Origin of the sequence: Citrobacter portucalensis (assembly GCF_023374935.1) — a bacterium.
GTDB classification, from domain to species: Bacteria; Pseudomonadota; Gammaproteobacteria; order Enterobacterales; family Enterobacteriaceae; genus Citrobacter; species Citrobacter portucalensis.
This window is the reverse complement of record NZ_CP092466.1, coordinates 1,368,651-1,394,200: the sequence shown is the minus strand read 5'-3', so window position 1 is coordinate 1,394,200 and position 25,550 is coordinate 1,368,651. Positions and strand designations below refer to the sequence as shown.

Sequence of the window (25,550 nt, the reverse complement as noted above, 5' to 3'; positions counted from 1 at the left end):
TTCTTCGGGAAATTTCCCTCAAACACCTTTTCGGCGTCAAAACTTAAGCCAAATGATAACGATATGTTAATTAATGGTTTCATTTTAATATTTAATTAACACTTAATTTGAACGACTGAATGTAAAACCATGCAAATTTAACTAATTATTAACCATTTTATTTCCATAAATTCACAACAATGGGCTTAGATCACATTCGCAAAACTTATGATTCATTCCCTCTTCCATTCATTGTTAACTTCACGCCGTGACATGTCCTGCCCCCTACGAAAGGTACAACTATGAAATTCAAACTCGCATTACTCAGTGCAACCCTGGTTTCTGCATGCATGTTGTCCGGCACGTCCTTTGCGGCGGAAAAATATGAAATTGCTGTGGTTGCCAAAGTCACCGGGATCCCATGGTTTAACCGGATGGAAACCGGCGTAAATGAAGCAGCAAAAAAACTGGATGTGAATGCTTACCAGACCGGACCTTCAACGCCGGACCCGGCGCAGCAGGTGAAAGTGATTGAGGATCTGATCGCCAAAAACGTTAATGCGATCATCGTGGTGCCGAATGATGCCAAGGTCCTTGAGCCGGTACTGAAAAAAGCGCGCGATAAAGGCATCGTGGTGTTGACGCACGAATCCCCGGATGAGCAAATTGGCCAGTGGGATATCGAAACCATCGATAGTGAAAAATACGCACAGGCTAACGTCGATGAGTTAGCGAAAAATATGGGCGGCAAAGGCGGATATGCCATCTATGTTGGTTCGCTGACGGTCCCACTGCATAACGCGTGGGCGGATTATGCAATTAAGTACCAGAAAGAAAAATATCCGGAAATGTTCGAAGTCACTTCACGTCTGCCGGTCGCGGAAAGCATCGATAAATCCTACGCCACAACGCTGGATCTGATGAAAACCTACCCGCAGATGAAGGGCATTATCGGCTTCGGCTCACTGGGTCCAATCGGTGCGGGTCAGGCTGTGCAGAAAAAACGCGCCAAAGATAAGATCGCCGTCGTCGGGATCGCCATGCCAGCGCAGGCAGCACCTTACCTGATGCGCGGTGATATCAAAAAAGCGCTGCTGTGGGATCCAAAAGACGCGGGCTACGCGCTGGTCACTGTTGCCGATCAGCTGTTGCAGGGCAAAGAAGTGAACGCCGATCTGAGTATCGATGGTTTAGGGAAAGCCGATATCGACACGGAGAAGAAAGTGATCCGCTTTAACAAGATCCTCGAAGTCACCAAAGCCAACGCACAATCACTTGGTTTCTAAGGCTTTAGCCAACACCAGGGAACCTTAACGCCGACCGCCTGGTCGGCGCTATCAACCAAACTAACACTCAGCGTCCCCCCGGACGCGCGCAGGGGTATTGTCCATGGCAGACACCACCGCATTTATCACTCTTGAGAATATCAGCAAACAATTCCCGGGCGTGCTGGCGCTGGATAACGTGAATCTGACGCTGAGAAAAGGCGAAGTTCACTGTCTGGCGGGTCAAAACGGCTGTGGTAAAAGTACCATTATTAAAGTGATCTCCGGGGTTTATCACCCGGAAAAAGGCGCGCAGATTTTACTTGATGGCAAATTGTTCCATCACCTGACGCCGCAGCTCTCTTCGCATTATGGCATTCAGGTTATTTATCAGGACCTGTCATTGTTCCCCAACTTTAGCGTCGCAGAAAATATCGCGGTCAACCGCTATCTGCCGGGTGGTGATATCTGGGTGCGTCGTGGTGCCATGAAGCAGCAGGCGCTGGCAGCCATGAAACGTATTGGGGTGAATATCGATCCCGATAAAAAAGTTGAAAAACTCTCAATTGCTGATCGACAGCTGGTCGCCATTTGCCGGGCGATTGCCGCCGATGCGCGTCTGGTGATTATGGACGAGCCCACCGCCTCGCTAACCCGCCAGGAGGTTAATGGCCTGCTGCGAGTAGTTAATGAACTGAAAGCGGCCGGAATTTGCGTCGTGTTTGTCAGCCATCGTCTGGATGAGGTGATGGAAGTGGCTGACCGCATCAGCGTAATGCGCGACGGCAAACTGGTGGGCACATACCCTGCCAGCGAACTCGACAGCCACGAGCTGGCCTTCCTGATGACCGGACAACGCTTCCACTACAGCCCGTTGCCGGAAAGGCCCGCGATTGAGCAAGAGCCGCTGCTTGAGCTGCGCAATCTGAGCCGCAGAGGCAAATACCAAAACATTAATCTGTCGCTGCACGGCGGCGAGATCGTCTCCATTGTTGGTCTGCTGGGTGCCGGGCGCACTGAGCTTTGTCTGAGCCTGTTTGGTATGACGCACCCGGAAAGTGGCGAGATTCGCATTAACGGTCAGCCGGTTACTCTGCGCAATAACCATGACGCCATCAAACACGGGATCGGCTATGTCTCAGAAGATCGCCTGACGCAGGGGCTGATCATGGAGCAGTCGATCTACGACAACACCATCGTCACGGTGTTTGATCAACTGCACACCGGTAGCGGCCTGCTCGATCACCGTAAAGCGCAAAAGTTGGTCGCCGATTTGATCCGCGAGTTGAACATTAAAGTCTCCGATCCGCACCTGCCGGTCAAAACCCTTTCCGGCGGTAATGCCCAGCGTATCGCCATTGCCAAATGGGTGGCGACCAATCCCCGCATCCTGATCCTCGACTCGCCTACCGTTGGCGTGGATATCGCCAACAAAGAGGGCATTTACCAGATAGCCCGCGATTTGGCGGGACAGGGTATGGCGGTGCTGATGATTTGCGATGAAATCCCGGAAGCGTATTACAACAGCCACCGCGTGCTGGTAATGCGTCGCTGCAAGCTGGTGGCGGAATTTAATCCTCATCAATGCCGTGAAGAGGAGATTGCTGAAGTGGTCGAGGTAATCAATGAATAAGATGCATCTCTCCCGTTTAATCGGGCAACATGAGTTCTGGCTGGGCCTGCTGGTTGTAGCCCTTGCCGTTGGGCTGAGCATCAGCACCGACGAGTTCTTGTCTTTGGGGAACCTGACGGATGTGGCCACCAGCTACGCGATTCTCGGCATACTGGCCTGTGGGCTGTTTGTGGTGCTGATTTCCGGCGGGATCGACATCTCATTTCCGGCGATGACCGCGATAGCCCAGTATGCAATGGCCAGTTGGGTTATCGGTCACGGCGGTAACTTCGCGCTGGCGTTAATCATCGCCATTGCGGTGGGGCTGCTGCTTGGGCTGATCAACGGTTTTCTGGTCTATTGGCTACGCGTTCCGGCAATCATCATTACCATCGCCACGCTGAACGTCTACTACGGTCTGCTGGTTTACGCCACCAAAGGCACCTGGCTGTACGGCTTCCCGGACTGGTTTATGAACGGCATTAACTGGTTCTCGTTCACCGCGGCGGATGGCTACGACTACGGTTTGACCCTCCCCCTGCTGTGCCTGGCGGCGGTTATCATCTTTACCGCCGTGCTGATGAACTATACCCGTCTTGGCCGTCAGGTTTACGCCATGGGCGGCAACCGCGACGCGGCCTCGCGCCTGGGGCTGAATCTGCTGAAGCTGCATTTTTACGTCTATGGTTACATGGGCATTCTGGCAGGCGTTGCCGCCGTGGTTCAGGCGCAAATCACCCAGTCTGTTGCCCCCAATTCACTGCTCGGCTTTGAGCTGACGGTGCTGGCGGCGGTAGTACTCGGCGGAACCAGCATGAGCGGCGGGCGCGGAACGTTGACCGGAACCCTGCTTGGCGTGGTTCTGCTGGCCTTCTTGCAAAATGGCCTGACGCTGCTCAGCGTCTCCTCTTACTGGCACACCGTGTTCAGCGGCGCCATTATCCTGGTCAGCATTAGCGCCACGGCCTGGAACGAAAAACGCAAACTGGCAAGGGAGCTTTGAGATGAAAACAATCGCCAGATTTTTACCCGGTGATGCCATCATTCGCCTGCAATGCGTGATTATTGTGGTCGTTGCCCTGGTCTTCTCGGCCCTGCTCGGCAGCCGTTTCTTCAGCGTCGCTAACTTCCAGTCGATTGGCTCACAGCTACCAATCCTCGGCATGCTGGCCCTCGGGATGGGCATGACCATGCTGACCGGCGGCATTAACTTGTCGATTATTGCCGGGGCGAACGCATGCTCGCTGGTGATGGCGGCGATTATCGTCACCCATCCGGATAACCCGCTGTTTCTGGTGCTGGCGCTGCTGGCAGGCGCTGCCGTGGCGGTGGCTATCGGCACGCTCAACGGTGCGCTGATTGCCTGGGTCGGGGTCTCGCCTATTCTCGCCACGCTCGGCACGATGACGCTTATCTCCGGGCTGAATATTCTGCTTTCCAACGGGACGGTGATTTCCGGTTTCCCGACCGCCATTCAGTACCTTGGTAACGCCACGATTGCCGGTATTCCGGTGGCGCTACTGCTCTTTTTCCTGGTGGCAATCCTGCTGTGGGTACTGCTGGAACACACCACGCTTGGGCGTAGCCTGTATCTCGTTGGTTCCAATGAACAAGCTACCCGCTACAGCGGCGTAAATACCGTACGGGTACAAATTTCGGTGTACGTGATTTCTGCCCTGCTCGGCTGGGTCGCCGCCATTTTGATGATGGCGAAATTCAACTCAGCTAAAGCCGGATACGGTGAATCCTACCTGCTGGTCACCATCCTTGCCTCCGTCCTCGGCGGTATCAACCCGGATGGCGGCTTCGGGCGCATTATCGGCCTGGTGCTGGCACTGATTGTGCTGCAAATGCTGGAAAGCGGCCTTAACTTGCTGGGGGTCAGCAGCTATCTGACGATGGCGCTGTGGGGCGCGGTGCTGATCCTCTTTATCGCATTACAGAATCGTAAAGCCTGATTTCAGGAGAAAAAATTATGGCAAGTTACTTTATTGGTGTGGATGTCGGAACCGGAAGCGCCCGTGCTGGCGTGTTTGATCTCAACGGCAGAATGGTCGGTCAGGCCAGTCGGGCCATCGAGATTTACCGCCCGCAGGCCGATTTTGTTGAGCAGTCTTCCGATAACATCTGGCAGGCGGTGTGTAACGCGGTTCGCGATGCGATTAACCAGTCGGATATCAACCCTATCCAGGTTAAAGGTCTCGGCTTTGACGCGACCTGTTCACTGGTGGTGCTGGACAAAGAAGGTAAACCGCTGACCATTAGCCCGTCCGGGCGCAGCGAACAGAACATCATTGTGTGGATGGATCACCGCGCCATTACTCAGGCCGAGCGCATCAACGCCCTGCATCATCGGGTGCTGGACTACGTTGGCGGCATTATCTCCCCGGAAATGCAGACGCCAAAACTGCTATGGCTGAAGCAACATATGCCCAACACCTGGGCCAATGCGGGATACTACTTTGACCTGCCCGATTTCCTGACCTGGCGCGCAACGGGCGATGACACGCGCTCATTGTGTTCGACGGTGTGTAAATGGACCTATATGGGCCATGAAGACAAATGGGATGCCAGCTATTTCCGCCAGATTGGGCTGGAAGATTTGCTGGAGCATGATGCTGCCAAAATTGGTCGCTACGTGAAAACCATGGGCGAACCGCTCGGTCACGGGCTATCCGCGCGCGCCGCCAGCGAAATGGGGCTGATTCCGGGGACCGCTGTCAGCGTCTCGATCATCGATGCCCACGCCGGTACCCTCGGCACGCTCGGGGCAAGCGGTGTTTCCGGCGAGGTTGCGGATTTTGACCGTCGTATCGCGCTGATTGGCGGCACTTCCACTGGACACATGGCGATTTCCAAAGAGCCGCGTTTTATCGGCGGCGTCTGGGGTCCTTACTACTCAGCCGTGCTGCCAGAATACTGGCTTAACGAAGGTGGACAGTCGGCAACCGGGGCGTTAATCGACCACGTTATTCAGTCGCATCCTTGCTACGAAACCCTGCTGGCGCAGGCTAAATCTCAGGGGCAGACCATTTACGAAGTGCTGAATGCGCTGTTGCGTAAAATGGCCGGTGAACCGGAAGATATCGCATTTTTAACCCGCGATATGCACATCCTGCCCTATTTCCACGGCAATCGCTCGCCGCGCGCTAACCCAACGCTCACGGGCGCCATCACCGGACTGAAACTGTCACGTACGCCGGAAGATATGGCGCTACAGTACCTTGCGACCATCCAGGCCATTGCGCTGGGAACCCGCCATATCATTGAAACGATGAATCAAAGCGGCTACACCATCGATACGATAATGGCCAGCGGCGGCGGGACGAAAAACCCAATCTTCGTTCAGGAACATGCCAACGCCACCGGCTGCGCGATGCTGCTGCCTGAAGAGAGCGAAGCCATGCTGCTGGGTGGTGCCATGATGGGAACTATCGCCGCGGGCGTATTCGAAACATTCCCGGAAGCGATGTCGGCGATGAGTCGGATTGGTAAAACAGTTACCCCGCAAACAAATCGCATTAAGCAGTATTACGATCGCAAATATCGGGTATTCCACGAGATGTATCAGGATCATATGAAATACCGCCAGTTGATGCAGGAGGACGCATGAGCGACTCCTGGTCTCAGGCCACCGGCGTATTTCAGCTCTATAGCGATGCCCTGGCGGGTCTGGGGCAGCATCTGACTGAACCGCTCTGGCAGTCTCTGATGGCGGAGCTGCGCGGCTGTCAGGGGAAAATCGTCGTCACCGGCGTCGGTACCTCCGGCATCGCAGCGCGTAAAGTGGCGCATATGCTTGCGTGCGTGGAACGCCCAGCGATCTACCTCAACGCGACGGACGCGGCGCATGGCGATCTCGGTTTTTTACGCGCCAACGACCTGGTGATTATGCTGTCGCGTGGGGGGAATTCGGACGAACTCACCCGGCTGCTGCCCGGACTGACTGCGCGAAATGTGTCGATTCTGAGCGTGACTGAAAACGCCGACTCAGCCATTGCTAAAGCGTCGAGGCTGGTGATTTCCACCGGCGTCCAGCGTGAGGCCGACCCGCTGAACATGTTGGCCACCACATCAATTTTACTGGTGCTGGCTATCTTTGACGCCGCCTGCGCCTGCCTGATGAGTGAAAGCGGCTACTCAAAGGAGACGCTGCTGGCGGTGCATCCCGGCGGCGATGTGGGATTAACGCTGAGTCGTGGTAAGTAACGCCAGACAGCTGTTTCGGAGGTAATGAATCTGTTGCCTCCGGTATATTGCTACGTTCACCTTATGTTTTTCACTTCTCTGAAACGATACTGCCTGTGAACGTGTTAAGGGTACTATCGCCGTACCCTTAACAATCCCGCCGGGAGCCTGGGATGCAAGGGAGGCGGCGGTGAGCCTCCCTTGCACGTTCACGGGTATCTATGATTCAGAGAAGTGATAACGCTGGGGTGAACGGAACCCCATAGCGGAATAAAATATTCTCCATCATGTTTAACATGACATGCAGTACATCTCTGGCATATCTAAACAAAAGATAAAACAGTGAAAAAGCGGATTAACGCGCTGCGTTCCACTACCGCTATCTGTTCCGCACGTTAAAAATTCTGTGACGCTCCCCAGCATTCCTGGCGTAAAGCTTTCCATTCCTCAAATCTATGCGCAAACTTTAACTATTCTTATCAAACATACTCACGGGAGATCCTACAGATGATGTCAACGCTTGCCCCACCATCTGTACTTTCCGCTCCCCAGCGCCGTTGCCAGGTGCTGCTGACGCTTTTCCTGCCGGGGCAAATCGCTACTACACAAACCTTCAGCAGCCTCAACGGTGTCGATGATGCCACGGTTCAGGAAGATATTATTGGCGCAGGACTCGAAATCCAGCGCTATCACCGGCTCGCGATAGCCACCGCGCAGAATGGTGGCTATACGATCGAAGGAACCCCGCTAAATCAGCGTCTGTGTCTGTTGCAGTGGCTGCGCCGTGGCCTGCGGATTTGCCCTGCCTTTATCGCCCAGCAGTTTACCCCGGCGTTAAAAGCAGAACTAAAACAACGGGGGATCGCACGTACGCTGTATGACGACACCAATCTGCATGCGCTCATTAATCTGTGCTCCCGGCGCTTGCAGAAGCCGTTTGAGTGTCGTGACATCCAGTTCCTGCGCCTGTATTTACAGTATTGCCTGCTACAGCACCACGCGGGGATCACCCCGGAGTTTAACCCACTCCAGCAACGCTGGGCGCAATCCTGCGCGGAATATCCTCTCGCAGAGGAAATTGGCCGTCACTGGCAGCGCCACGTCATGCAGAGTGCACCGCTGGGCGAATCGCTGTTTATGGCGTTGCTGTTCTCAATGCTTCGCATCCCCGATCCCATCCGCGATAATCACCAGCAGGATCGCCGCTTGCGTCTTGCTATTGCGCGGCTGGTGCTGCGTTTTCGCGAGTATGGCAATGTGCGCTTCAGCGATGAGCAAGGGCTGAATGACCAGTTGTATATCCACCTGGCTCAGGCACTGAACCGCAGCGTGTTTGCCATCGGCATTGATAACACGCTGCCGGAGGAGTTCAGCCGCCTTTATCCCCGGCTGGTTCGTACTACCCGTGAGGCAATTCACGGCTTCGAGGCCGAATACGATGTGCAATTTTCAGAAGAAGAGATCGGGCTGGTGGCCGTTATTTTCGGCGCCTGGCTGATGCAGGAGAAGGATTTACACGAAAAGCAGATTATCCTGCTGACCGGTAGTAACGAACAACTTGAAGTGCATATAGAGCAACAGCTGCGCGAACTGACGCTGCTGCCGCTCAACGTAAAACATATGCCGATGCAGGACTTTCAAAAAGAGGGTGCCCCGCGCGGCGTAACGCTGATTATTACGCCTTACACCACGCCGTTACCGCTATTTTCCCCCCCGTTGATTCATGCGGATCTGGCGCTTACGCCGCATCAGCAGCAGCAGATCCGCAAAATCCTCGAATCATAACGTTGCAGGCTGCGCGACCACCTTCGGGCGCAGAACGATTGCCGGGAGCGCCACCAGCGCCATCACCCAGAACACGCCGCTGCCCAGATTCTGGTACAGATAGCCCGCGAATACGGTCATGATGGCGATACTGCCGCCCATCGCTATCGCGGAATACACCGCCTGCAAACGAATAACTTCGCTCCCCTGGCGTGCCGCGATATAACGCATTGCCGCCAGGTGACAGACGGTAAAGGTTCCGCAATGGAGGATTTGCACCACGATCAGCCACGGCAGCTCGGTGCTCCAGCCCATCAATCCCCAACGCGCCACCCCGCAAACGGCGGAAAGCAGCAGCAGATCGCGGGCGCTGAAGCGACGGAACAGCTTGTGGCTAAGTGCGAAAATAATCACCTCCGCCACCACACCTAGTGACCATAAATAGCCCACCGCCGAAGCGGAATATCCGGCAGACTGCCAATAGATGGCGCTGAAACCATAATACGCAGCATGCGCACCCTGTAGCAGACTCACGCAAGCAAGAAAACGCCAGCTCTGGGTTATCAGCGCGCGCCAGGCGGGCCATCCCGCATTCTCCTGCTGACGGTTTTCACCCGCTGGCTGCACGCTCGGGCGAATCATCATGCCCAGCAGCATCGAGGCGACGCCAAGCGATAGCAGGACCAGGATCACCCGATAGTCAAACAGGCTCACCAGTTTGCCGGTTAGCGCGGAGCCAATCACAAAAGCCACAGATCCCCACAGTCGCACCCGACCGTAATCCATGGTTATCTGTTTCTGCCAGGTGTTGGCCAGCGCGTCGGTCAGCGGTACCAGCGGTGAGAAAAACAGGTTAAAGCCGACCATCACCACCATCAGCCACGCCACGTTGGTTCCCGCCCAGAAGGCCAGCGCAAACACCAGCGTCAACAGGACCAGAATACGTAACGCTGAGATCAGCCGAGAGGGATCGCTCACACGCGGCGCAATCAGCAAACTACCGAGAAAACGGGCAATCAGCCCCGCACCCAGCAGTAAACCGATGGTTTCCGGCGTCAGCCCTAACCCTTCGAGCCAGACGCTCCAGAAAGGCAGAAAGATACCGTAGCTAAAGAAGTAGGTGAAATAACCGAGCGCCAGCCAGCGCGTGGAATGCAAAGCCATGAATCCCTCCCGTTTGGAGGCGATAGTCTGGCGACAAACGCAGGCTGGCGCAAGAGAGCATTAACAGGCAGATAACATGATTTTTGCCCTATTCGATGCTAATTTGCATCGCAAAATGGCAGCGTTCTCCCTGCGCTAAAACCTGCAATCCCGGCTGCCCCTGCATGTTGTGGGCATTCACCGGATGCGTTTGCGGCTCCAGACACAGGAACTCCTCACCCGACATTCTGAACAGCATCAACCACGGAGTTTGCGCTAAAATCGTGACTTTCATCACATCACGATGAATAACGGCCCGCCCGCTCCAGCCAGAATATCCGACATTCAGCCAGCTATCCTCACCGTATTGCGCATGCATGAAATCAGCCGCTGAAGGGATATCACGTTGCCATTCCAGCGGCAGATGCTGCTCCCCCTCAGGCCAGTAGCCGCTTGCGGTGAACTGCGCCGTACTGCGCTTATCAAAGGCGAAAAACGGATGGAACCCGCAGCCGTAAATCATTGGCTGCTCACCGCAATGAGTGAGCGTCAACGAGGCGTGCAGGCTCGAGGTTTCCAGTTGATAGCAAAGCTGCGCCGTATAGTCGTAGCCACAGGGATGCCAACTGCGCAACTGCAGCAAACAACCGCTTTGGGTGACAGTGATAACCTGCCAGCGTTGCAGCCAGCCGTCACCGTGCAGGAAAAAGGTGTCATCTGCGCCATGTTGAGGTAAAACCACCTCTTCACCGCGCAGCATAAAACGATTTCCCGCCACCCGATTCGCGACCGGCAGCATCGGGAACAGGCCGCAATCACCGGGTTGCTGACCATGACCTTCGCGTAAAATGGCCTGTTGATGTTGTAACGAAACCAGACTTAATAGCGAACCGCCCTGCGAGTCTACGCACATCCGCAGATGTGCGTTTTGTAGCATCAGCAGAGAGTTCATTAGCGGGCACTTCGTTGTTGGCTTGATGCGCCAACTTTCGTATGCTGCGCCGCCAGCTGTTCTTCCAGCGCTTCCAGCGTCACGCCTTTGGTTTCCGGTACATTACGCAGAACATATATGAAGCCCATCGCGCAAATCACACCGTACAGCAGGAAGCTTCCCGACGCGCCCAGACTCGCATTGAGCAGCGGGAAGGTATAGGTCAGCAGGAAGCAGGCAATCCACAGCGCCAGCGTCCCCAGCGACATCGCCAACCCACGAACGCGATTAGGGAAAATTTCAGACAGCAGCACCCAGGTCACCGGAGCCAGCGTCAGGGCATAAATAGCGATCGCCGCCAGCACCAGAACCAAAACCGGCCAGCCCATAATGCCCAACCCGTACGCCCCGGCAATCAGTACATAAATAACCGTTAATCCTGACGCACCGAACAACATCAGTTTACGACGACCAATTTTGTCCACTAACGGCAGAGCGGCAAGGGTAAAGACCAGATTGATGATCCCTGTCGCCACAATCGATTTTAACGTACCGTTGATGTCGAATCCGGCAGAAGCGAAGATCTCCTGCGCATAGTTGAAAATAACGTTGATCCCACACCACTGCTGAAACACTGCCAGCACCATACCAATAATCACGATCGGTTTGATCTGCGGTTGTAACAGCGTTGACCACGCGACCTTGTGATTATCTTTTTGCAGCGTATATTCAATCTCTTTCAGCGTTTGCCCGGCATATTCCGCCGAACCAATGCGCTGCAGCATGGCGCGCGCACGATCGGCTTTGCCCGCTTTCACCAGCCAGCGCGGCGATTCAGGAACAAAGAACATCAGCACCAGGAAAATTACCGCGGGCACTAATTCTGCGCCAAACATCCAGCGCCAGCCCGTCTGACCGTTCCAGCTTTCAACAATTGCCTGCTGCGTAGCGCCTGTGGCAACAGGTTCGGCAATCATCAGGTTGATAAGCTGCGCCGCCAGCACGCCAATGACGATGGTGAGCTGGTTAACGGCCACAAAGCGACCACGCTTTTCAGCGGGGCTAACCTCGGCGATATACAGTGGGCTTAGCGCAGACGCCAGACCAATCCCCACGCCGCCAACGATGCGATAAACAATAAACATATCGAAGTTACTGGCGACGGCGGTTCCCCAGGCGGAAGCGCTAAAGAGGATCGCTGAGAGAATCAGCGGCATTTTTCGGCCAAATTTATCGGCGCACCAGCCGGAAATCAGCGCGCCAAAGATACAACCAACCAGCGCGGAACTCATCGCCCAGCCGGATTGTGCCGGATCGGTAATCGAGAAATATGCTTCATAGAAGGGTTTTGCCCCACCGATCACCACCCAGTCATAGCCAAACAGTAAACCTCCGCAGGCCGCAACCAGGCAGATAGTCCAGACGTAACCAATCTTTAAATGTGTCTGCGCGTTATTCATTATGATTCCTCTTTCAGGGAAACGCAGGGTACAGTAGGCTTCGGGTGAGGTTACCCCCACCCGTTTCGGGTGTTACTGGAAAAGCCTTACGTTAATGGCGTGACGCAGCAGTAATGCCTTGTCATGTGCCGGATTGAGTTGCAGGAGTTCATCAAGTTCACGCTGACAGGCGGCGCTATTTCCCAGCCCCAGATGCCCAAGCGCATTGATAAACAGGCAGTGTTGCTGGTGTTTTGCTTGTGCTGAGGTATCCAGCACCACCAGGTCGGGTAGCGAGACGGCGAAGAAATCGACATCCGGCACGTTGTCGTGATGCGACTCAACCCATTGCAGGAAGCTATTGAACAAAGCGTCCGCCTCTGCGTCATCGCCAAGTTTTCTCTGCGCCATACCCTGCCAGAAGAGATAGTCCACTGGCTGGTCGTTGTAATAACGTCCGGCATCCAGTGATCTGCCGCCACGCGTCGCACGGGAGAAGTAGCGCTGGGATTCCTCGAAATGGCCTTGCAGCTGCGCGCAATGCCCCAGCAAATACCAGATGTCATTATCCGTTTGCCCAGGCAGACGCCCCTCCCCGAGGTTTTGTGGGTAGTGCAACGCCTGTTGCAGCTGCGCGATGGCGGTTTGCAGGTCGCCGGACTGAACGGCAGCAAGGGCACGATGCATCTGATTCAGCAGATATTGCCCGGTGGCTTTACCTTCACCACCTTCCCACGGATGGAACACGCGTTCACGTAACACTGCGGCGGCATCGTCGTAGCGCCCCACCCCATTCCACAAGCTGAGCAGTTCCACCGTCAGATCGTCTCGATGGAAGACAATCTCTTTACTGGCTTCCAGTCGCTGCAGACGCTGCTCAGCGGGTTGTGCCATTAACTTCTTGAGATAGTCGAGTTCAAACAGGAAGCGAGCATTCTGTGGTTCCAGCGCCACGGCCTGCGACAAATACTGCATCGCCTGCTGTGCATCGTGCAGTTTGTTCCAGGCATAGATTCCCAGTAAACGGTGTACCGGTGCGAAATCCGCTTCCTGCGCAAGCGTGAACTGCCAGCAGGAAACCGCCTCGGCATAACGCCGTTTGCTGTACCAGAAGCAGCCGAGGAAATAGCGGGCAAAAGCACTTTGCTCAAGAGTTTGCAGCATCTGCACTTCATCCAGCGTATTGGGGAAGCGCACGCGGTTTTGCAGACACTCACGAGCACGTTCAATGAACGGTTGTGGATTATCGCTCAGCGAAGCGCGCCACAGCATCGGCAGCGTTTCCTGGCTGTCGAGCAGTTCCAGCACGCTACGGGCAGCATCCTTTTGCCCCAAAGAAGTCAGCCAGCCTGCCAGTTCACTCGCGTTGGTACCGCGCCGCCCGGTAATCGAGATTAGCGCCTGTGCAGTGGCCTCATCCTGGCAAATAGCCCAGCGCGCATAGTGCAGGGTGTAACTCAGCGGATAATCAACCAGTTGTTGGCGAATGTAGTCCAGCGCTTGCACATTGCGATCAAGCTTTGCCAGCGCCAGCGCTTTCAGCCCCATCGCCAGGTTATTACTGCCGTTAAAGCGCAGGCTCTGCTCGACCTTTTCCAATGCGCCAGCGTAGTCCTTACGCTTCATCGCCAGACGCGCTAACGACCAGAAAGCCGCATCCCGGCAGTTGCCGCTCCAGCTGGCCTTATAATAATTATCCCACGCGCTGTCATCATCGCCCTGACGTTCCTGTGCGGCGGCCAGCAGCATACTTGCCTCACCATCACGCGGATTTTTATTGAGCTTATGCGCCCGCTCCAGCGCCTTGCCAGCACATTGTGCCGCCAGCGCCCAGTCGGCGCGGTTTAGCGCCAGCGTCCCCAGGGCCACATTATTGCGGTAGTCCAGCGGATCAACGTCCAGCGCGCGGCGATAATAATCTTCGGCATAGCGGCTGGCGTGGTTGTACTGCTCCAGATGCTGACCAATAAAATAGAGTTCATCGGTATTAGAAAGCGCTTCTGGCAGCGCTGGCGCGACGGCCGCCGAAGGCAGCGGTAATTCTTTCGCGATGTGCTCTTCGTACTGCAAAAGCGTAGTGCCATCGACGCTTGTGACGGTCATCGTCACCCGGGCATGGCCATTGTCAGACACATCGGCCAGCCAGCTCTGTCCAGGCTCAAGGGTGAGGGTATTTTCATAGAACGGCTGCCCGTGCGCAGCAAGCGTAACCTGAACATCGCGTAGCGGCGCAATCGCATAAACGCCCACAGAAAGCTGGCTACGCTCACGCACCAGACGAAGCGCCAACTGCGTGCTGGCGTTTTGCACCATTCCTAGTTCGCTGTAGGGCAAGAAGTTTTGCACGAAGACTTTCTCTTCGTACGGCGCAAGCCAGGTGAAATCCGGCTGATTATCGGTAAAGACCCCGGTCATCAGTTCAATATACGGACCGTTGTCATCGGTGAGATTACGATCCCAGGCAACACCAAAGTCGCCGTATCCCCATGTCCACTGTTTTTTCCCCGGCGAAACATGGTGATCGGCCACATGCAGCAACCCACCACGCTCGCCGTGATGCCACGCGCCAACAAAATCATAATCTGATTTTTCAGCCATATAGGAGGTCGGTACGGGTACGTTCTTGTAGCGTGAGATATCCACACCGGCCGAATAGTCCACTTTGTAGTATGTGCCGGTGGCGATGGGAAACGCTGAGACATCGCGCTTACCGTGGTCAAATACCGCCGTCACATCCGGAGGGAACACGCTCTGATGATCGTCGCCGCCCTTCACCGCCGGATTCGCCCACCATAAGAAGTGGCGCGGGGTAGCGTTACCGTTAAACACCTTCCCGGTTATCTCGATCAACGCGCGATCCGGATACAGCGTGAATCCGGTCATCACCTGTAAACCGCGCATGGGTTCAACCTCACCCATCCACACGGTGTATTCACCCTGCTCACCCTGCTGCTGAGTAAAATCCACCGGCATAAAGGTGGTCGGGCGATGATGTTGCGGCCAGTTAAACTCGATACCGCCGGAGATCCACGGCCCAAGCAGACCGACCAGCGCGGGTTTCACCACTTCGTTGTAGTAGACGAAGTCGCGCTGCTGCACTTTGTCATACGCTCGATGAATACGCCCGCCTAACTCCGGCAGCAGCATGATGCGAATGAAGTCATTCTCCATCCACACCGCCTGATAGTCGCGCATTTCACGTTTGCCGGTCAGCGTATCAATCACGCCGTAAGGGTAAACCGCTCCAGAAGATCCCTGATACACCCGTTTTTCCAGAAACATTGGGTTGGCATCTTCTTCACCCGCCGCCCAAGTTGGGAGGGTGATCGTTTCCTGCCAGACTTTAACTGAACCGTACATGCCGCTCTCCACTCAATAAACAAAAGTAAAAATTCAACTTGATGCTATTCTGCGGCAGTTAGGTGGCGTTAAAATGCGCAATGCTCACGCAATATAGTTAAGGGAGTTAAGTGAATGCAGCGTTCGGGGTTCAACAACGTCAGGGTCCGTCAGGCGAATAAACAGATCTTTTTGTCTCACCTGTGGCGGGAAAAACAGCTCAGCAAGTCACAGCTGGCGCAGCTCACCAGCCTGTCGATCCCGGCGGTCAGCAATATCCTCGAAGAACTGATGGATGAAGGGAGAATCAGCCATTCGCGAGAAACCTTAAGCCAGCGCGGTTTGAGCAGCGGCAGCTATCATTTGCCAGAAAAAGGCGCCTGGACGCTGTGCATCAACGTCACCCCCACCAGCATCACCAGTCAACTGGCGGACGCGCGACTGGTGGCTGTAGGCGACTGGCAGCATGAAGTCATCAACCCCGAATCGCCAAAAGCGCTGCTGTCAGCCCTGGCGGCACACTGGCGGGAGTATCGTCGGGAATTTCCCGATGTGACGATTAATCTGGCGCTTGGCGTTCATGGTCAAGTTGATCCGATAACCGGTGCATCAAAAACCATGCCCCAGGCCCCGTGGAAAACTCCGGTGGAAATAAAATATCTGCTGGAGGAGAAGCTCGGCGTGCAGGTCCGGCTGGACAATGACTGCGTGATGCTGGCGCTGGCGGAAAAATGGCAAAACCCGGCGGCAAACGGTGATTTCTGCGTGATTAACGTTGATTACGGTATTGGCTCATCGTTTGTGATTAACGATAACATCTGGCGCGGTAGCCTGTATGGCAGCGGTCAGATTGGGCATACCATCATTCATCCCGATGGTGTCGCCTGTGACTGTGGTCGCTATGGCTGTCTGGAAACCGTAGCGTCATTAAGCGCATTGAAAAAGCAGGCCCGGGTGTGGATGAAATCGCAGCCGACATCCCTTTACGATCCGGAAACGCTCACCACTGACCAGCTAATTGCGGCCTGGCAGCACGGAGATGTCCGCATTCAGGCCTGGGCCGAAAATGCCGCCAGCGCCATCGGGCTGAGTCTTTATAACTTTCTGAATATACTGAATATTAACCAAATATGGTTGTATGGGCGTAGCTGCGCATTTGGCGACAGCTGGCTCAATACGCTGGTGCAGCAAACTGGGTTTAACCCATTCGATCACGGCGATAACCCGCGAGCCAGAGCCACGCAGATAAGCTTCGGTAAGCTTAATCGCACCCAACAACTTATGGGCATTGGCTATCTGTATGTCGAGTCACAGCTTAGCGAGTTATAGCCATTACTCCGTCAGGCTCACCGCTAAACGTTCATGTACCGTGGCGATAAAATCGGTCAACGCCGGTTTGATTGGCCCTTTTTTCCACGCCATCAACAGCGCAATGGTCGGAACATCGCCAACAATAGGGCGGAAAACCACCTGTCCGGTATTAAAATTATTCATATAACCGGGTATCAAAGTCACCCCCAGCCCCATACCGACCAGGTTCATGGTCACCAGAATGTTGGTTGCCACCTGCACAATGTTGGGCTGGCTTTTTTGCTGCTGAAACCAGTTTTTGACAATCATCGCTAACGCGCCGGAGTAGGCCGGATCGGTGCTGACAAAATTCACGCCGTGTAGTTGTTCTGCGGAGATTGCTTGCTCATTAGCTAACGGATGATTCACCGGTAAAACCACTACTAACGGTTCATGAATCAGCTCCAGATAATCCAGATCCGAACTGTACACCGGGTGACGCATTAAGCCCACATCCAGCTCTCCGCAAAGGATCTTCTCTTCCTGCTCGGTGGTGATCAGACTCACCAGCTCAATGTGTGTATCAGGCTGTTTTAAACGAAACAGAGGCAGCACCTTCGGCAGCAGATTCACCTCTGCGGAAGGGACAAAACCGATGGCGAAATGATTATCTTCCTGCACCGTTTTACGGGCACGAACTTTGGCGTTTTCCGCCTGTTCGAGGATCGCCTGCGCATCTTGTAAAAAGCATTCTCCCGCCGCCGTCAGCGCAACTTTTCGTTTATCCCGCACCAGCAACGGAACGCCCACGCACGTTTCCAGATCGCGGATCTGGCTGCTTAACGATGGCTGAGAGGTATGCAGCTTTTCTGCTGCTCGGGTGAAATTCAGCGCCTGCGCCACCGCTACGAAATAGCGTAAGTGCCTCAGTTCCATGCCCTTCTCCTTGTTATCGAAAAAATGTCTCAACTGGTAGAAATTTACTATTTCACAGATTGATAACTAACCAGCAACATCCTTAGGGTACAAAAAAAGAAGGTCAATACATCTTAGCTTTCAGGATTAAAAAATATGACCACACCCTCAAATTTAGACATCTACCAACTGATCGACACGCAAAACGGTCGCGTAACCCCACGAATTTATACCGACCCTGAAATTTACCAACTGGAACTGGAACGCATCTTCGGACGCTGCTGGTTATTTCTCGCCCACGAAAGCCAAATCCCCAAACCCGGTGATTTTTTTAACACCTACATGGGCGAGGATGCGGTTGTGGTGGTTCGCCAGAAGGACGGCAGCATCAAAGCGTTTCTCAACCAGTGTCGCCACCGCGCAATGCGCGTCAGCTACGCCGACTGCGGCAATACCCGAGCCTTCACCTGCCCGTATCACGGCTGGTCGTACGGCATTAACGGCGATCTGATCGACGTCCCGCTGGAACCGCGCGCCTACCCGCAAGGGCTGTGCAAATCACACTGGGGGCTGAACGAAGTTCCTGGCGTAGAGAGCTACAAGGGACTGATTTTCGGCAACTGGGATACCTCCGCGCCTACGTTGCGCGATTATCTCGGCGATATCGCCTGGTATCTCGACGGTGTGCTGGATCGTCGTGAAGGCGGCACCGAAATCGTCGGTGGCGTACAAAAGTGGACCATCGATTGTAACTGGAAATTCCCCGCCGAACAGTTTGCCAGCGACCAGTATCACGCGCTGTTCAGCCATGCCTCGGCCGTGCAGGTGCTGGGGGCAAAAGACGACGGCAGCGACAAGCGCCTGGGCGACGGACAAACCGCCCGCCCGGTGTGGGAAACCGCCAAAGACGCGCTACAGTTCGGTCAGGATGGGCACGGCAGCGGATTTTTCTTTACCGAAAATCCCGATGCCAACGTCTGGGTCGACGGCGAAGTCTCCAGCTATTACCGCGACACCTACGCGGAAGCCGAGCAGCGTCTGGGTAAAGTTCGCGCCCTGCGTCTGGCCGGTCACAACAACATTTTCCCAACGCTTTCCTGGCTCAACGGTACTGCCACCTTAAGGGTCTGGCATCCGCGCGGGCCGGATCAAGTTGAAGTGTGGGCATTCTGTATTACCGATAAAGCCGCCTCTAATGAAGTGAAAGCTGCGTTTGAAAACAGCGCCACGCGCGCCTTTGGCCCCGCCGGATTCCTGGAGCAGGACGACTCGGAAAACTGGTGTGAAATTCAAAAACTGCTGAAGGGTCATCGCGCACGCAACACCAAGTTGTGTCTGGAAATGGGGCTTGGCCAGGAGAAACGTCGTGAAGACGGCATTCCGGGGATCACCAACTACATCTTTTCGGAAACCGCCGCGCGCGGCATGTATCAGCGCTGGGCCGATTTGCTCAGCAGCGAAAGCTGGCAGGAAGTGCAGGAGAAAACCGCAGCTTACCAGCAGGAGGTGATGAAATGAGCACCTTCGTTTCTCAGGAACTACACCACCGCATTACACAGTTTCTCTACCATGAAGCCAGCCTGCTGGATGACTGGAAGTTTCGTGACTGGCTGGCACAACTGGATGAAGACATTCGCTACACCATGCGTACGACGGTCAATGCCCAGACGCGCGATCGTCGCAAAGGCGTGCAGCCGCCGACCACCTGGATTTTCAACGACAACAAAGACCAGCTCGAACGTCGTATCGCGCGGCTGGAAACCGGCATGGCCTGGGCGGAAGAGCCACCGTCGCGTACCCGGCACCTGATCAGCAACTGCCAGGTCAGTGAAACTGGAGCTCCCGACGTCTTTGCCGTTCGCCTTAATTATCTGCTGTATCGCGCGCAAAAAGAGCGCGATGAAACCTTTTACGTCGGCATGCGCATAGACAAAGTGCGCCGTTTGCCGGGCGATGAGTGGCGCTTACTGGAGCGTGAGATCGTGCTGGATCAAGCGGTGATCACCTCCCATAACCTGAGTGTACTGTTCTGATGAGTCGCGTTTATGCTTGCCCCGTAGGGGATTTGCCGGAGGGTGAAGCGCTCCGGCTTGATACCTCGCCCGTCATCGCGCTGTTCAACGTTGGCGGCGAGTTCTATGCCATTAACGATCGCTGTAGCCACGGTAACGCCTCGATGTCGGAAGGCTATCTGGAAGACGACGCTACGGTGGAATGCCCGCTGCATGCCGCCAGTTTTTGCCTGAAAACCGGTAAGGCGTTGTGTCTACCCGCCACCGATCCGCTAACCACCTACGCGGTATATGTGGACGGTAGCGATGTGTTTGTTGATATTCCAGAGGACGCCAGATGAGCGATTTACGCGATAACGTGGTCTTTATCACCGGCGGCGGCTCCGGTCTTGGCCTGGCGCTGGTCGAGCGTTTCATCGAAGAAGGTGCGCGGGTCGCCACGCTGGAGCTGTCGCCAGCTAAAGTTGCCAGACTGCGTCAGCGCTTTGGCGAACATGTGCTGGCAATCGAAGGCAACGTCACCTGCTACGCCGACTATCAGCGCGCGGTAGATCAAATCCTGACGCATTACGGTACGCTGGACTGTTTTATCGGAAATGCGGGGATATGGGATCACAACGCCTCGTTGGTCAATACGCCTGCGGATGCGCTGGAGAGCGGCTTTCATGAGCTGTTTAACGTCAACGTGCTGGGCTATCTGCTGGGCGCGAAAGCCTGTGCCGCTGCGCTTATCGCCAGCGAAGGCAGCATCATCTTTACCCTGTCCAATGCGTCATGGTATCCCGGCGGCGGCGGCCCGCTGTATACCGCCAGCAAACATGCGGCTACCGGGCTGATTCGCCAGCTGGCCTACGAGCTGGCACCAAAGGTACGTGTTAACGGTGTCGGTCCGTGCGGTATGGCGACAGATCTACGCGGCCCGCAGGCGCTGGGACAAAACGATACATCGATTATGCAGTCGCTGACGCCGGAAAAAATCGCCGCTATTTTGCCGCTACAGTTTTTCCCTGAGCCTGCGGATTTTACCGGCCCGTATGTAATGCTGGCGTCAAAACGCAACAACCGCACATTAAGTGGCGTGATGATCAATGCCGACGCCGGTCTGGGTATTCGCGGTATTCGTCACGTCGCCGCCGGACTGGATCTCTGAGGAGACGTTATGAACCCAAAAACTATCGCTATCGTCGGCGGCGGTCAGGCGGCGGCTATGGCTGCCGCTGCACTGCGCCAACAAGGTTTTGACGGCGAATTACACCTGTTTTCCGATGAGCAGCATCTGCCCTATGAACGCCCACCGCTCTCCAAAGCAATGCTACTGGACGACAATCCGCAACTTCAGCCGATACTCCCCGCTGACTGGTGGCGGGAACACAACGTACAGCTGCATCTGGGGGTTACTGTGCAGACGCTCGGCCGCCAAACCCATCAGTTGGTGCTGGCTAATGGGCAGAGTTATCCATGGGATCGGCTACTGATTGCAACGGGCGCTGCGGCACGCCCCTTTCCGCAACTGGATAAGCTGGGCGATCGTTGCTTCACCCTGCGCCACGCGGGCGATGCCGAGCGCCTGCGCGACAATTTATTGCCGGGCAAGTCGATTGTCATTGTCGGTGCGGGCACCATTGGTCTGGAACTGGCGGCCAGCGCGACTCAACGCGGCTGTCAGGTGACAGTGGTGGAGCTGGCGCCAACGGTCATGGGCCGCAACGCGCCTGCTCCGGTGCGCGACTACCTGCTAGCCCGCCACCAACTTGCGGGCGTGCGGGTACTGCTTAACAGCGCTATTGAGCATGCCGAAGCGGGAGAGTGTCTCTCGCTCATGCTGCAAAACGGCGAAACTCTCACCGCCGATGCGGTGATCTATGGTATCGGTATCGTGGCGAACGATATGCTGGCCCGCGAAGCGGGACTGGAGACAGTGAACGGCATTATCGTTGATGCCGCCTGCACCACCTCCGATCCCGCGATTTTCGCCGCCGGTGACGTAGCAATAACGCGCCAGGATGACGGTTCGTTAGTACGCGTGGAAAGCTGGGAAAACGCCAATTTTCAGGCACAGGTTGCCGCCGCCGCGATGCTCAATCAACCGCAGCCAGCAGCAACGCTGGGCTGGTTCTGGACCGATCAGTACCGTGATAATCTACAGTTTATCGGCGAAATGCAGGGTGAGAACTGGCTCATACGCGGCAATTCAGATGCGCAGAGAGCAATATGGTTTAACCTACAGGATGGCGTGATTGTTGGGGCAGTAACGTTGAATCAGGGCCGAGAAATACGTTTATTGAGAAAATGGATTCAGGCAAAGAAAAAGCCGCCAGTGGCGACTTTAATCGATGAAACAATCTTGCTTAAGTCAATATAACTGCCGGATGGCACTTCGTTTATCCGGCCTACATGTGAGTTACCTGTAGGCCGGAAAAGGTGTTTACACCACCATCTGGCAATCCGTATGACTTACGCGTAAACCGGGAAACGTGCACAGATATCCAGCACTTTACCTTTGACGCGCTCGATAACAGCTTCGTCATTGATGTTGTCCAGAACGTCACACATCCAGCCAGCCAGCTCTTTCACTTCAGCTTCTTTAAAGCCACGGCGAGTCACAGCCGGAGAACCGATACGGATACCGGAAGTCACAAACGGGCTCTTCGGATCGTTCGGTACGCTGTTTTTGTTAACGGTGATGTTAGCACGGCCCAGCGCGGCGTCAGCTTCTTTACCGGTCAGGTTTTTATCAACCAGATCCAGCAGAAACAGGTGGTTTTCAGTACCGCCAGAAACCACTTTGTAGCCACGGTTCAGGAACACTTCCACCATCGCTTTGGCGTTTTTGGCAACCTGCTGTTGATAAACCTTGAACTCAGGCTCCATCGCTTCTTTCAGCGCCACAGCTTTCGCCGCGATCACGTGCATCAGCGGGCCGCCCTGCGCACTTGGGAACACAGCAGAGTTCAGTTTTTTGTACAGCTCTTCGTCACCGCCTTTCGCCAGGATCAGGCCACCGCGTGGACCCGCCAGGGTTTTGTGGGTGGTGGTGGTCACAACGTGTGCGTGTGGAACCGGGTTCGGATAAACGCCTGCGGCAATCAGACCCGCAACGTGCGCCATATCGACGAACAGATATGCGCCGATGCTGTCAGCGATTTCACGCATTTTTGCCCAGTCAACAACACCGGAGTAAGCAGAGAAGCCGCCGATGATCATCTTCGGTTTGTGCTCTTTGGCCTGCTTAGCCATGTCTTCGTAGTCAATTTTACCGGACTCATCAATACCGTAAGGAATGATGTTGTACAGTTTGCCGGAGAAGTTAACTGGGGAGCCGTGAGTCAGGTGGCCGCCTTGTGCCAGGTTCATACCCAGAACGGTATCGCCCGGTTGCAGCAGAGCGGTATAAACAGCGAAGTTAGCCTGAGAACCAGAGTGCGGCTGTACGTTAGCGTAGTCAGCGCCAAACAGCTCTTTTGCACGATCGATAGCCAGTTGCTCAACGATATCAACGTACTCGCAACCGCCGTAGTAGCGCTTGCCCGGATAACCTTCAGCATATTTGTTGGTCAGCTGAGAACCCTGCGCCTGCATAACACGCGGGCTGGTGTAGTTTTCGGAGGCGATCAGTTCGATGTGCTCTTCCTGACGTACTTTTTCCTGCTCCATAGCCTGCCACAGTTCGGCATCATAATCGGCAATGTTCATTTCACGCTTTAACATCCGCATCTCCTGACTCAGCTAACAATAAAATTTTCGGCCTTAAAAGGCGGTCCGTAGGACAACGGCGAACAGTATAACCGAATCATTCTTCGATAACAGGTCTTGACAAAGGATTTTACGCAAACGATTACCTTCATGGTACGCAAGGCTTTGGAGAACAAAGGTCTGCTGAATTTCAACGGATTTCTTTTCAGGTTTGTGATGCAGATTTTTCACGATGTAACCTTTACAACGCAAAGTTACAAAGAACCATTTACAATGCAGGGGTATTTTTTATAAGATGCATTTGACATACATCATTAAAGTCTCAGATAAAGGAAGACCGTATGCTTGACGCACAAACCATCGCTACAGTGAAAGCCACCATTCCCCTGCTGGTTGAAACAGGCCCGAAGCTGACCGCCCATTTCTACGACCGCATGTTTACGCATAACCCAGAGCTGAAAGAAATCTTCAACATGAGTAATCAGCGTAATGGCGATCAGCGTGAAGCGCTGTTTAATGCTATTGCCGCGTATGCCAGCAATATCGAAAATCTGGCGGCACTGTTGCCGGCTGTTGAGAAAATCGCACAGAAGCATACCAGCTTCCAGATTAAACCCGAGCAGTACAACATCGTGGGTGGCCATTTACTGGCAACGCTGGACGAAATGTTCAGCCCAGGCCAGGAAGTTCTGGATGCGTGGGGCAAAGCATATGGCGTGCTGGCGAACGTTTTCATCAACCGTGAAGCGCAGATTTACAGCGAAAATGCCAATAAAAATGGCGGCTGGGAAGGTACCCGTCCTTTCCGCATCGTGGCAAAAAACCCACGCAGTGCACTTATCACCAGCTTTGAGTTTGAACCTGTCGACGGTGGCGCAGTGGCTGAATATCATCCGGGGCAATATCTGGGCGTCTGGTTAAAGCCGGAAGGTTTCCCGCATCAGGAAATTCGTCAGTACTCACTGACCCGTAAACCCGATGGCAAAGGCTACCGTATTGCGGTTAAGCGTGAGGACGGTGGTCAGGTTTCAACCTGGCTGCACAACCATGCGAATGTTGGCGACGTTGTTCACCTGGCCGCACCTGCGGGCGATTTCTTTATGGACGTCGCGACCGACACCCCGGTATCTCTGATCTCCGCGGGCGTGGGACAAACCCCAATGCTGGCGATGCTGGATACGCTGGCAAAAGCGAAGCATACGGCGCAGGTTAACTGGTTCCACGCGGCAGAAAATGGTGACGTGCATGCCTTCGCTGATGAAGTCAACGAACTCGGCAAAACGCTGCCACGCTTTAGCGCACACACCTGGTATCGTGAGCCAACCGAAGCCGATCGTGCGAAAGGTGCGTTTGATAGCGTAGGTCTGATGGATTTGAACAAACTGGAAAGCGCAATCAGCGATCCGGCGATGCAGTTTTATCTGTGCGGTCCGGTTGGTTTCATGCAGTTCGCCGCGAAGCAGCTGGTCGGTCTGGGCGTGAAAAACGAGAACATTCATTACGAATGCTTCGGTCCGCACAAAGTCTTGTAATGTGTTACGCGAGTAGGCCGGATAAGGCGTTTACGCCGCCATCCGGCAATCACTCTGCCTGATGCGCTACGCTTATCAGGCCTACAAATTAACGGCGCGGCTTAGATTGCCGCGTCGTCTTCTTCACCGGTACGAATACGAATAACGCGTGCCACATCGAAGACAAAAATCTTACCGTCACCAATTTTGCCGGTCTGGGCAGTACGGATAATGGTGTCGACGCAGGTATCGACGATGTCGTCGGTAACCACAATTTCAATTTTTACCTTCGGCAGAAAATCCACCATATATTCCGCGCCACGGTACAACTCGGTATGGCCTTTCTGACGGCCAAAACCTTTCACTTCTGTCACAGTCATACCGGTAATGCCGACTTCTGCCAGCGCTTCGCGGACGTCGTCCAGCTTGAAGGGTTTAATAATCGCATCAATCTTTTTCATGCTATTCC

At 54.7% G+C, this 25,550-nt stretch carries 21 protein-coding genes; 14 read left to right on the top strand and 7 right to left on the bottom strand.

Annotation, left to right across the window (positions count from 1 at the left end; translation table 11 throughout):
• Positions 1–281: 281 nt before the first annotated feature.
• The 7 genes from LY264_RS06665 (at position 282) to csiE (ending at position 8,829) form a co-directional block, all read left to right on the top strand.
• Positions 282–1,265 carry an autoinducer 2 ABC transporter substrate-binding protein gene (locus tag LY264_RS06665; protein WP_048225042.1) on the top strand — a complete coding sequence of 328 codons (984 nt, stop codon included), beginning with the start codon at positions 282–284 and terminating at the stop codon, positions 1,263–1,265.
• Positions 1,266–1,368: 103 nt separating this feature from the next.
• Complete coding sequence (locus LY264_RS06660; protein WP_048225045.1) at positions 1,369–2,877, top strand: sugar ABC transporter ATP-binding protein; 1,509 nt, start codon at positions 1,369–1,371, stop codon at positions 2,875–2,877.
• Positions 2,870–3,859 carry an ABC transporter permease gene (locus tag LY264_RS06655; RefSeq protein ID WP_008785467.1) on the top strand — a complete coding sequence of 330 codons (990 nt, stop codon included), beginning with the start codon at positions 2,870–2,872 and terminating at the stop codon, positions 3,857–3,859. The genes LY264_RS06660 and LY264_RS06655 overlap by 8 nt, the downstream gene beginning before the upstream one ends.
• Position 3,860: 1 nt before the next feature.
• A complete protein-coding gene (locus tag LY264_RS06650; protein WP_003037658.1) occupies positions 3,861–4,814 on the top strand; it encodes an ABC transporter permease in 954 nt (317 codons plus the stop codon).
• A gap of 17 nt (positions 4,815–4,831) precedes the next feature.
• Entirely contained in the window at positions 4,832–6,469 is a 1,638-nt protein-coding gene (locus LY264_RS06645; RefSeq protein WP_008785469.1) for an FGGY-family carbohydrate kinase, read from the top strand.
• Positions 6,466–7,065, top strand: coding sequence for a KpsF/GutQ family sugar-phosphate isomerase (locus LY264_RS06640; protein WP_048225048.1), 600 nt, complete (start codon positions 6,466–6,468; stop codon positions 7,063–7,065). Before LY264_RS06645 ends, LY264_RS06640 begins: the two co-directional genes overlap by 4 nt.
• Positions 7,066–7,551: 486 nt before the next feature.
• The gene (gene csiE, locus LY264_RS06635) at positions 7,552–8,829 is read left to right on the top strand and encodes a stationary phase inducible protein CsiE (protein WP_032944230.1); all 1,278 of its coding nucleotides are present in this window, start codon (positions 7,552–7,554) and stop codon (positions 8,827–8,829) included.
• On the opposite strand, the gene LY264_RS06630 is transcribed toward csiE, so the two are convergent.
• The 4 genes from LY264_RS06630 to LY264_RS06615 form a co-directional block, all read right to left on the bottom strand.
• Positions 8,824–9,972 (bottom strand): 3-phenylpropionate MFS transporter, encoded by a 1,149-nt coding sequence (locus tag LY264_RS06630; RefSeq protein ID WP_048225051.1) that lies wholly within the window; start codon positions 9,970–9,972, stop codon positions 8,824–8,826. The two genes, csiE and LY264_RS06630, sit on opposite strands and share 6 nt — an antisense overlap.
• Before the next feature lie 88 nt (positions 9,973–10,060).
• On the bottom strand, positions 10,061–10,903 hold the full coding sequence (locus LY264_RS06625; RefSeq protein WP_048225054.1) for an aldose 1-epimerase: 843 nt from the start codon (positions 10,901–10,903) through the stop codon (positions 10,061–10,063).
• The gene (locus tag LY264_RS06620; RefSeq protein ID WP_048225058.1) at positions 10,903–12,342 is read right to left on the bottom strand and encodes a sugar porter family MFS transporter; all 1,440 of its coding nucleotides are present in this window, start codon (positions 12,340–12,342) and stop codon (positions 10,903–10,905) included. Before LY264_RS06620 ends, LY264_RS06625 begins: the two co-directional genes overlap by 1 nt.
• 72 nt (positions 12,343–12,414) lie before the next feature.
• Positions 12,415–15,681 (bottom strand): DUF5107 domain-containing protein, encoded by a 3,267-nt coding sequence (locus LY264_RS06615; RefSeq protein WP_048225061.1) that lies wholly within the window; start codon positions 15,679–15,681, stop codon positions 12,415–12,417.
• 114 nt (positions 15,682–15,795) lie between these two features.
• Here LY264_RS06615 and LY264_RS06610 point away from each other — a divergent pair, with 114 nt between their 5' ends.
• On the top strand, positions 15,796–16,989 hold the full coding sequence (locus LY264_RS06610; RefSeq protein ID WP_048215773.1) for an ROK family transcriptional regulator: 1,194 nt from the start codon (positions 15,796–15,798) through the stop codon (positions 16,987–16,989).
• A 3-nt stretch (positions 16,990–16,992) separates the two neighbouring features.
• Here the strand turns inward: LY264_RS06610 and hcaR are convergent, their stop codons facing one another.
• Positions 16,993–17,886 (bottom strand): DNA-binding transcriptional regulator HcaR, encoded by an 894-nt coding sequence (gene hcaR, locus LY264_RS06605; protein ID WP_048225064.1) that lies wholly within the window; start codon positions 17,884–17,886, stop codon positions 16,993–16,995.
• A 135-nt stretch (positions 17,887–18,021) separates the two neighbouring features.
• Between hcaR and hcaE the strand changes: the two genes are divergently transcribed.
• Genes hcaE through hcaD form a run of 5 tightly spaced genes read left to right on the top strand, consistent with a single transcriptional unit; the run spans position 18,022 to position 22,239 of the window.
• Positions 18,022–19,383: a 3-phenylpropionate/cinnamic acid dioxygenase subunit alpha gene (gene hcaE, locus LY264_RS06600; protein WP_048225066.1), complete on the top strand. Its 1,362-nt coding sequence runs from the start codon at positions 18,022–18,024 to the stop codon at positions 19,381–19,383.
• Positions 19,380–19,898, top strand: a complete 519-nt coding sequence (hcaF, locus tag LY264_RS06595) for a 3-phenylpropionate/cinnamic acid dioxygenase subunit beta (protein ID WP_048225069.1) — start codon at positions 19,380–19,382, stop codon at positions 19,896–19,898. Before hcaE ends, hcaF begins: the two co-directional genes overlap by 4 nt.
• A complete protein-coding gene (gene hcaC, locus LY264_RS06590; RefSeq protein ID WP_003037633.1) occupies positions 19,898–20,218 on the top strand; it encodes a 3-phenylpropionate/cinnamic acid dioxygenase ferredoxin subunit in 321 nt (106 codons plus the stop codon). The genes hcaF and hcaC overlap by 1 nt, the downstream gene beginning before the upstream one ends.
• On the top strand, positions 20,215–21,027 hold the full coding sequence (hcaB, locus tag LY264_RS06585) for a 3-phenylpropionate-dihydrodiol/cinnamic acid-dihydrodiol dehydrogenase (protein WP_048225072.1): 813 nt from the start codon (positions 20,215–20,217) through the stop codon (positions 21,025–21,027). The genes hcaC and hcaB overlap by 4 nt, the downstream gene beginning before the upstream one ends.
• Positions 21,028–21,036: 9 nt before the next feature.
• Positions 21,037–22,239, top strand: coding sequence for a phenylpropionate dioxygenase ferredoxin reductase subunit (gene hcaD / locus LY264_RS06580; protein WP_048225075.1), 1,203 nt, complete (start codon positions 21,037–21,039; stop codon positions 22,237–22,239).
• Between the two features lie 92 nt (positions 22,240–22,331).
• Here the strand turns inward: hcaD and glyA are convergent, their stop codons facing one another.
• Positions 22,332–23,585 (bottom strand): serine hydroxymethyltransferase, encoded by a 1,254-nt coding sequence (gene glyA / locus LY264_RS06575; RefSeq protein ID WP_003835277.1) that lies wholly within the window; start codon positions 23,583–23,585, stop codon positions 22,332–22,334.
• Between the two features lie 326 nt (positions 23,586–23,911).
• Here glyA and hmpA point away from each other — a divergent pair, with 326 nt between their 5' ends.
• Positions 23,912–25,102: an NO-inducible flavohemoprotein gene (gene hmpA / locus LY264_RS06570; protein WP_048225080.1), complete on the top strand. Its 1,191-nt coding sequence runs from the start codon at positions 23,912–23,914 to the stop codon at positions 25,100–25,102.
• A 101-nt stretch (positions 25,103–25,203) separates the two neighbouring features.
• On the opposite strand, the gene glnB is transcribed toward hmpA, so the two are convergent.
• Positions 25,204–25,542: a nitrogen regulatory protein P-II gene (gene glnB / locus LY264_RS06565; RefSeq protein ID WP_002914032.1), complete on the bottom strand. Its 339-nt coding sequence runs from the start codon at positions 25,540–25,542 to the stop codon at positions 25,204–25,206.
• Between the last annotated feature and the right edge of the window lie 8 nt (positions 25,543–25,550).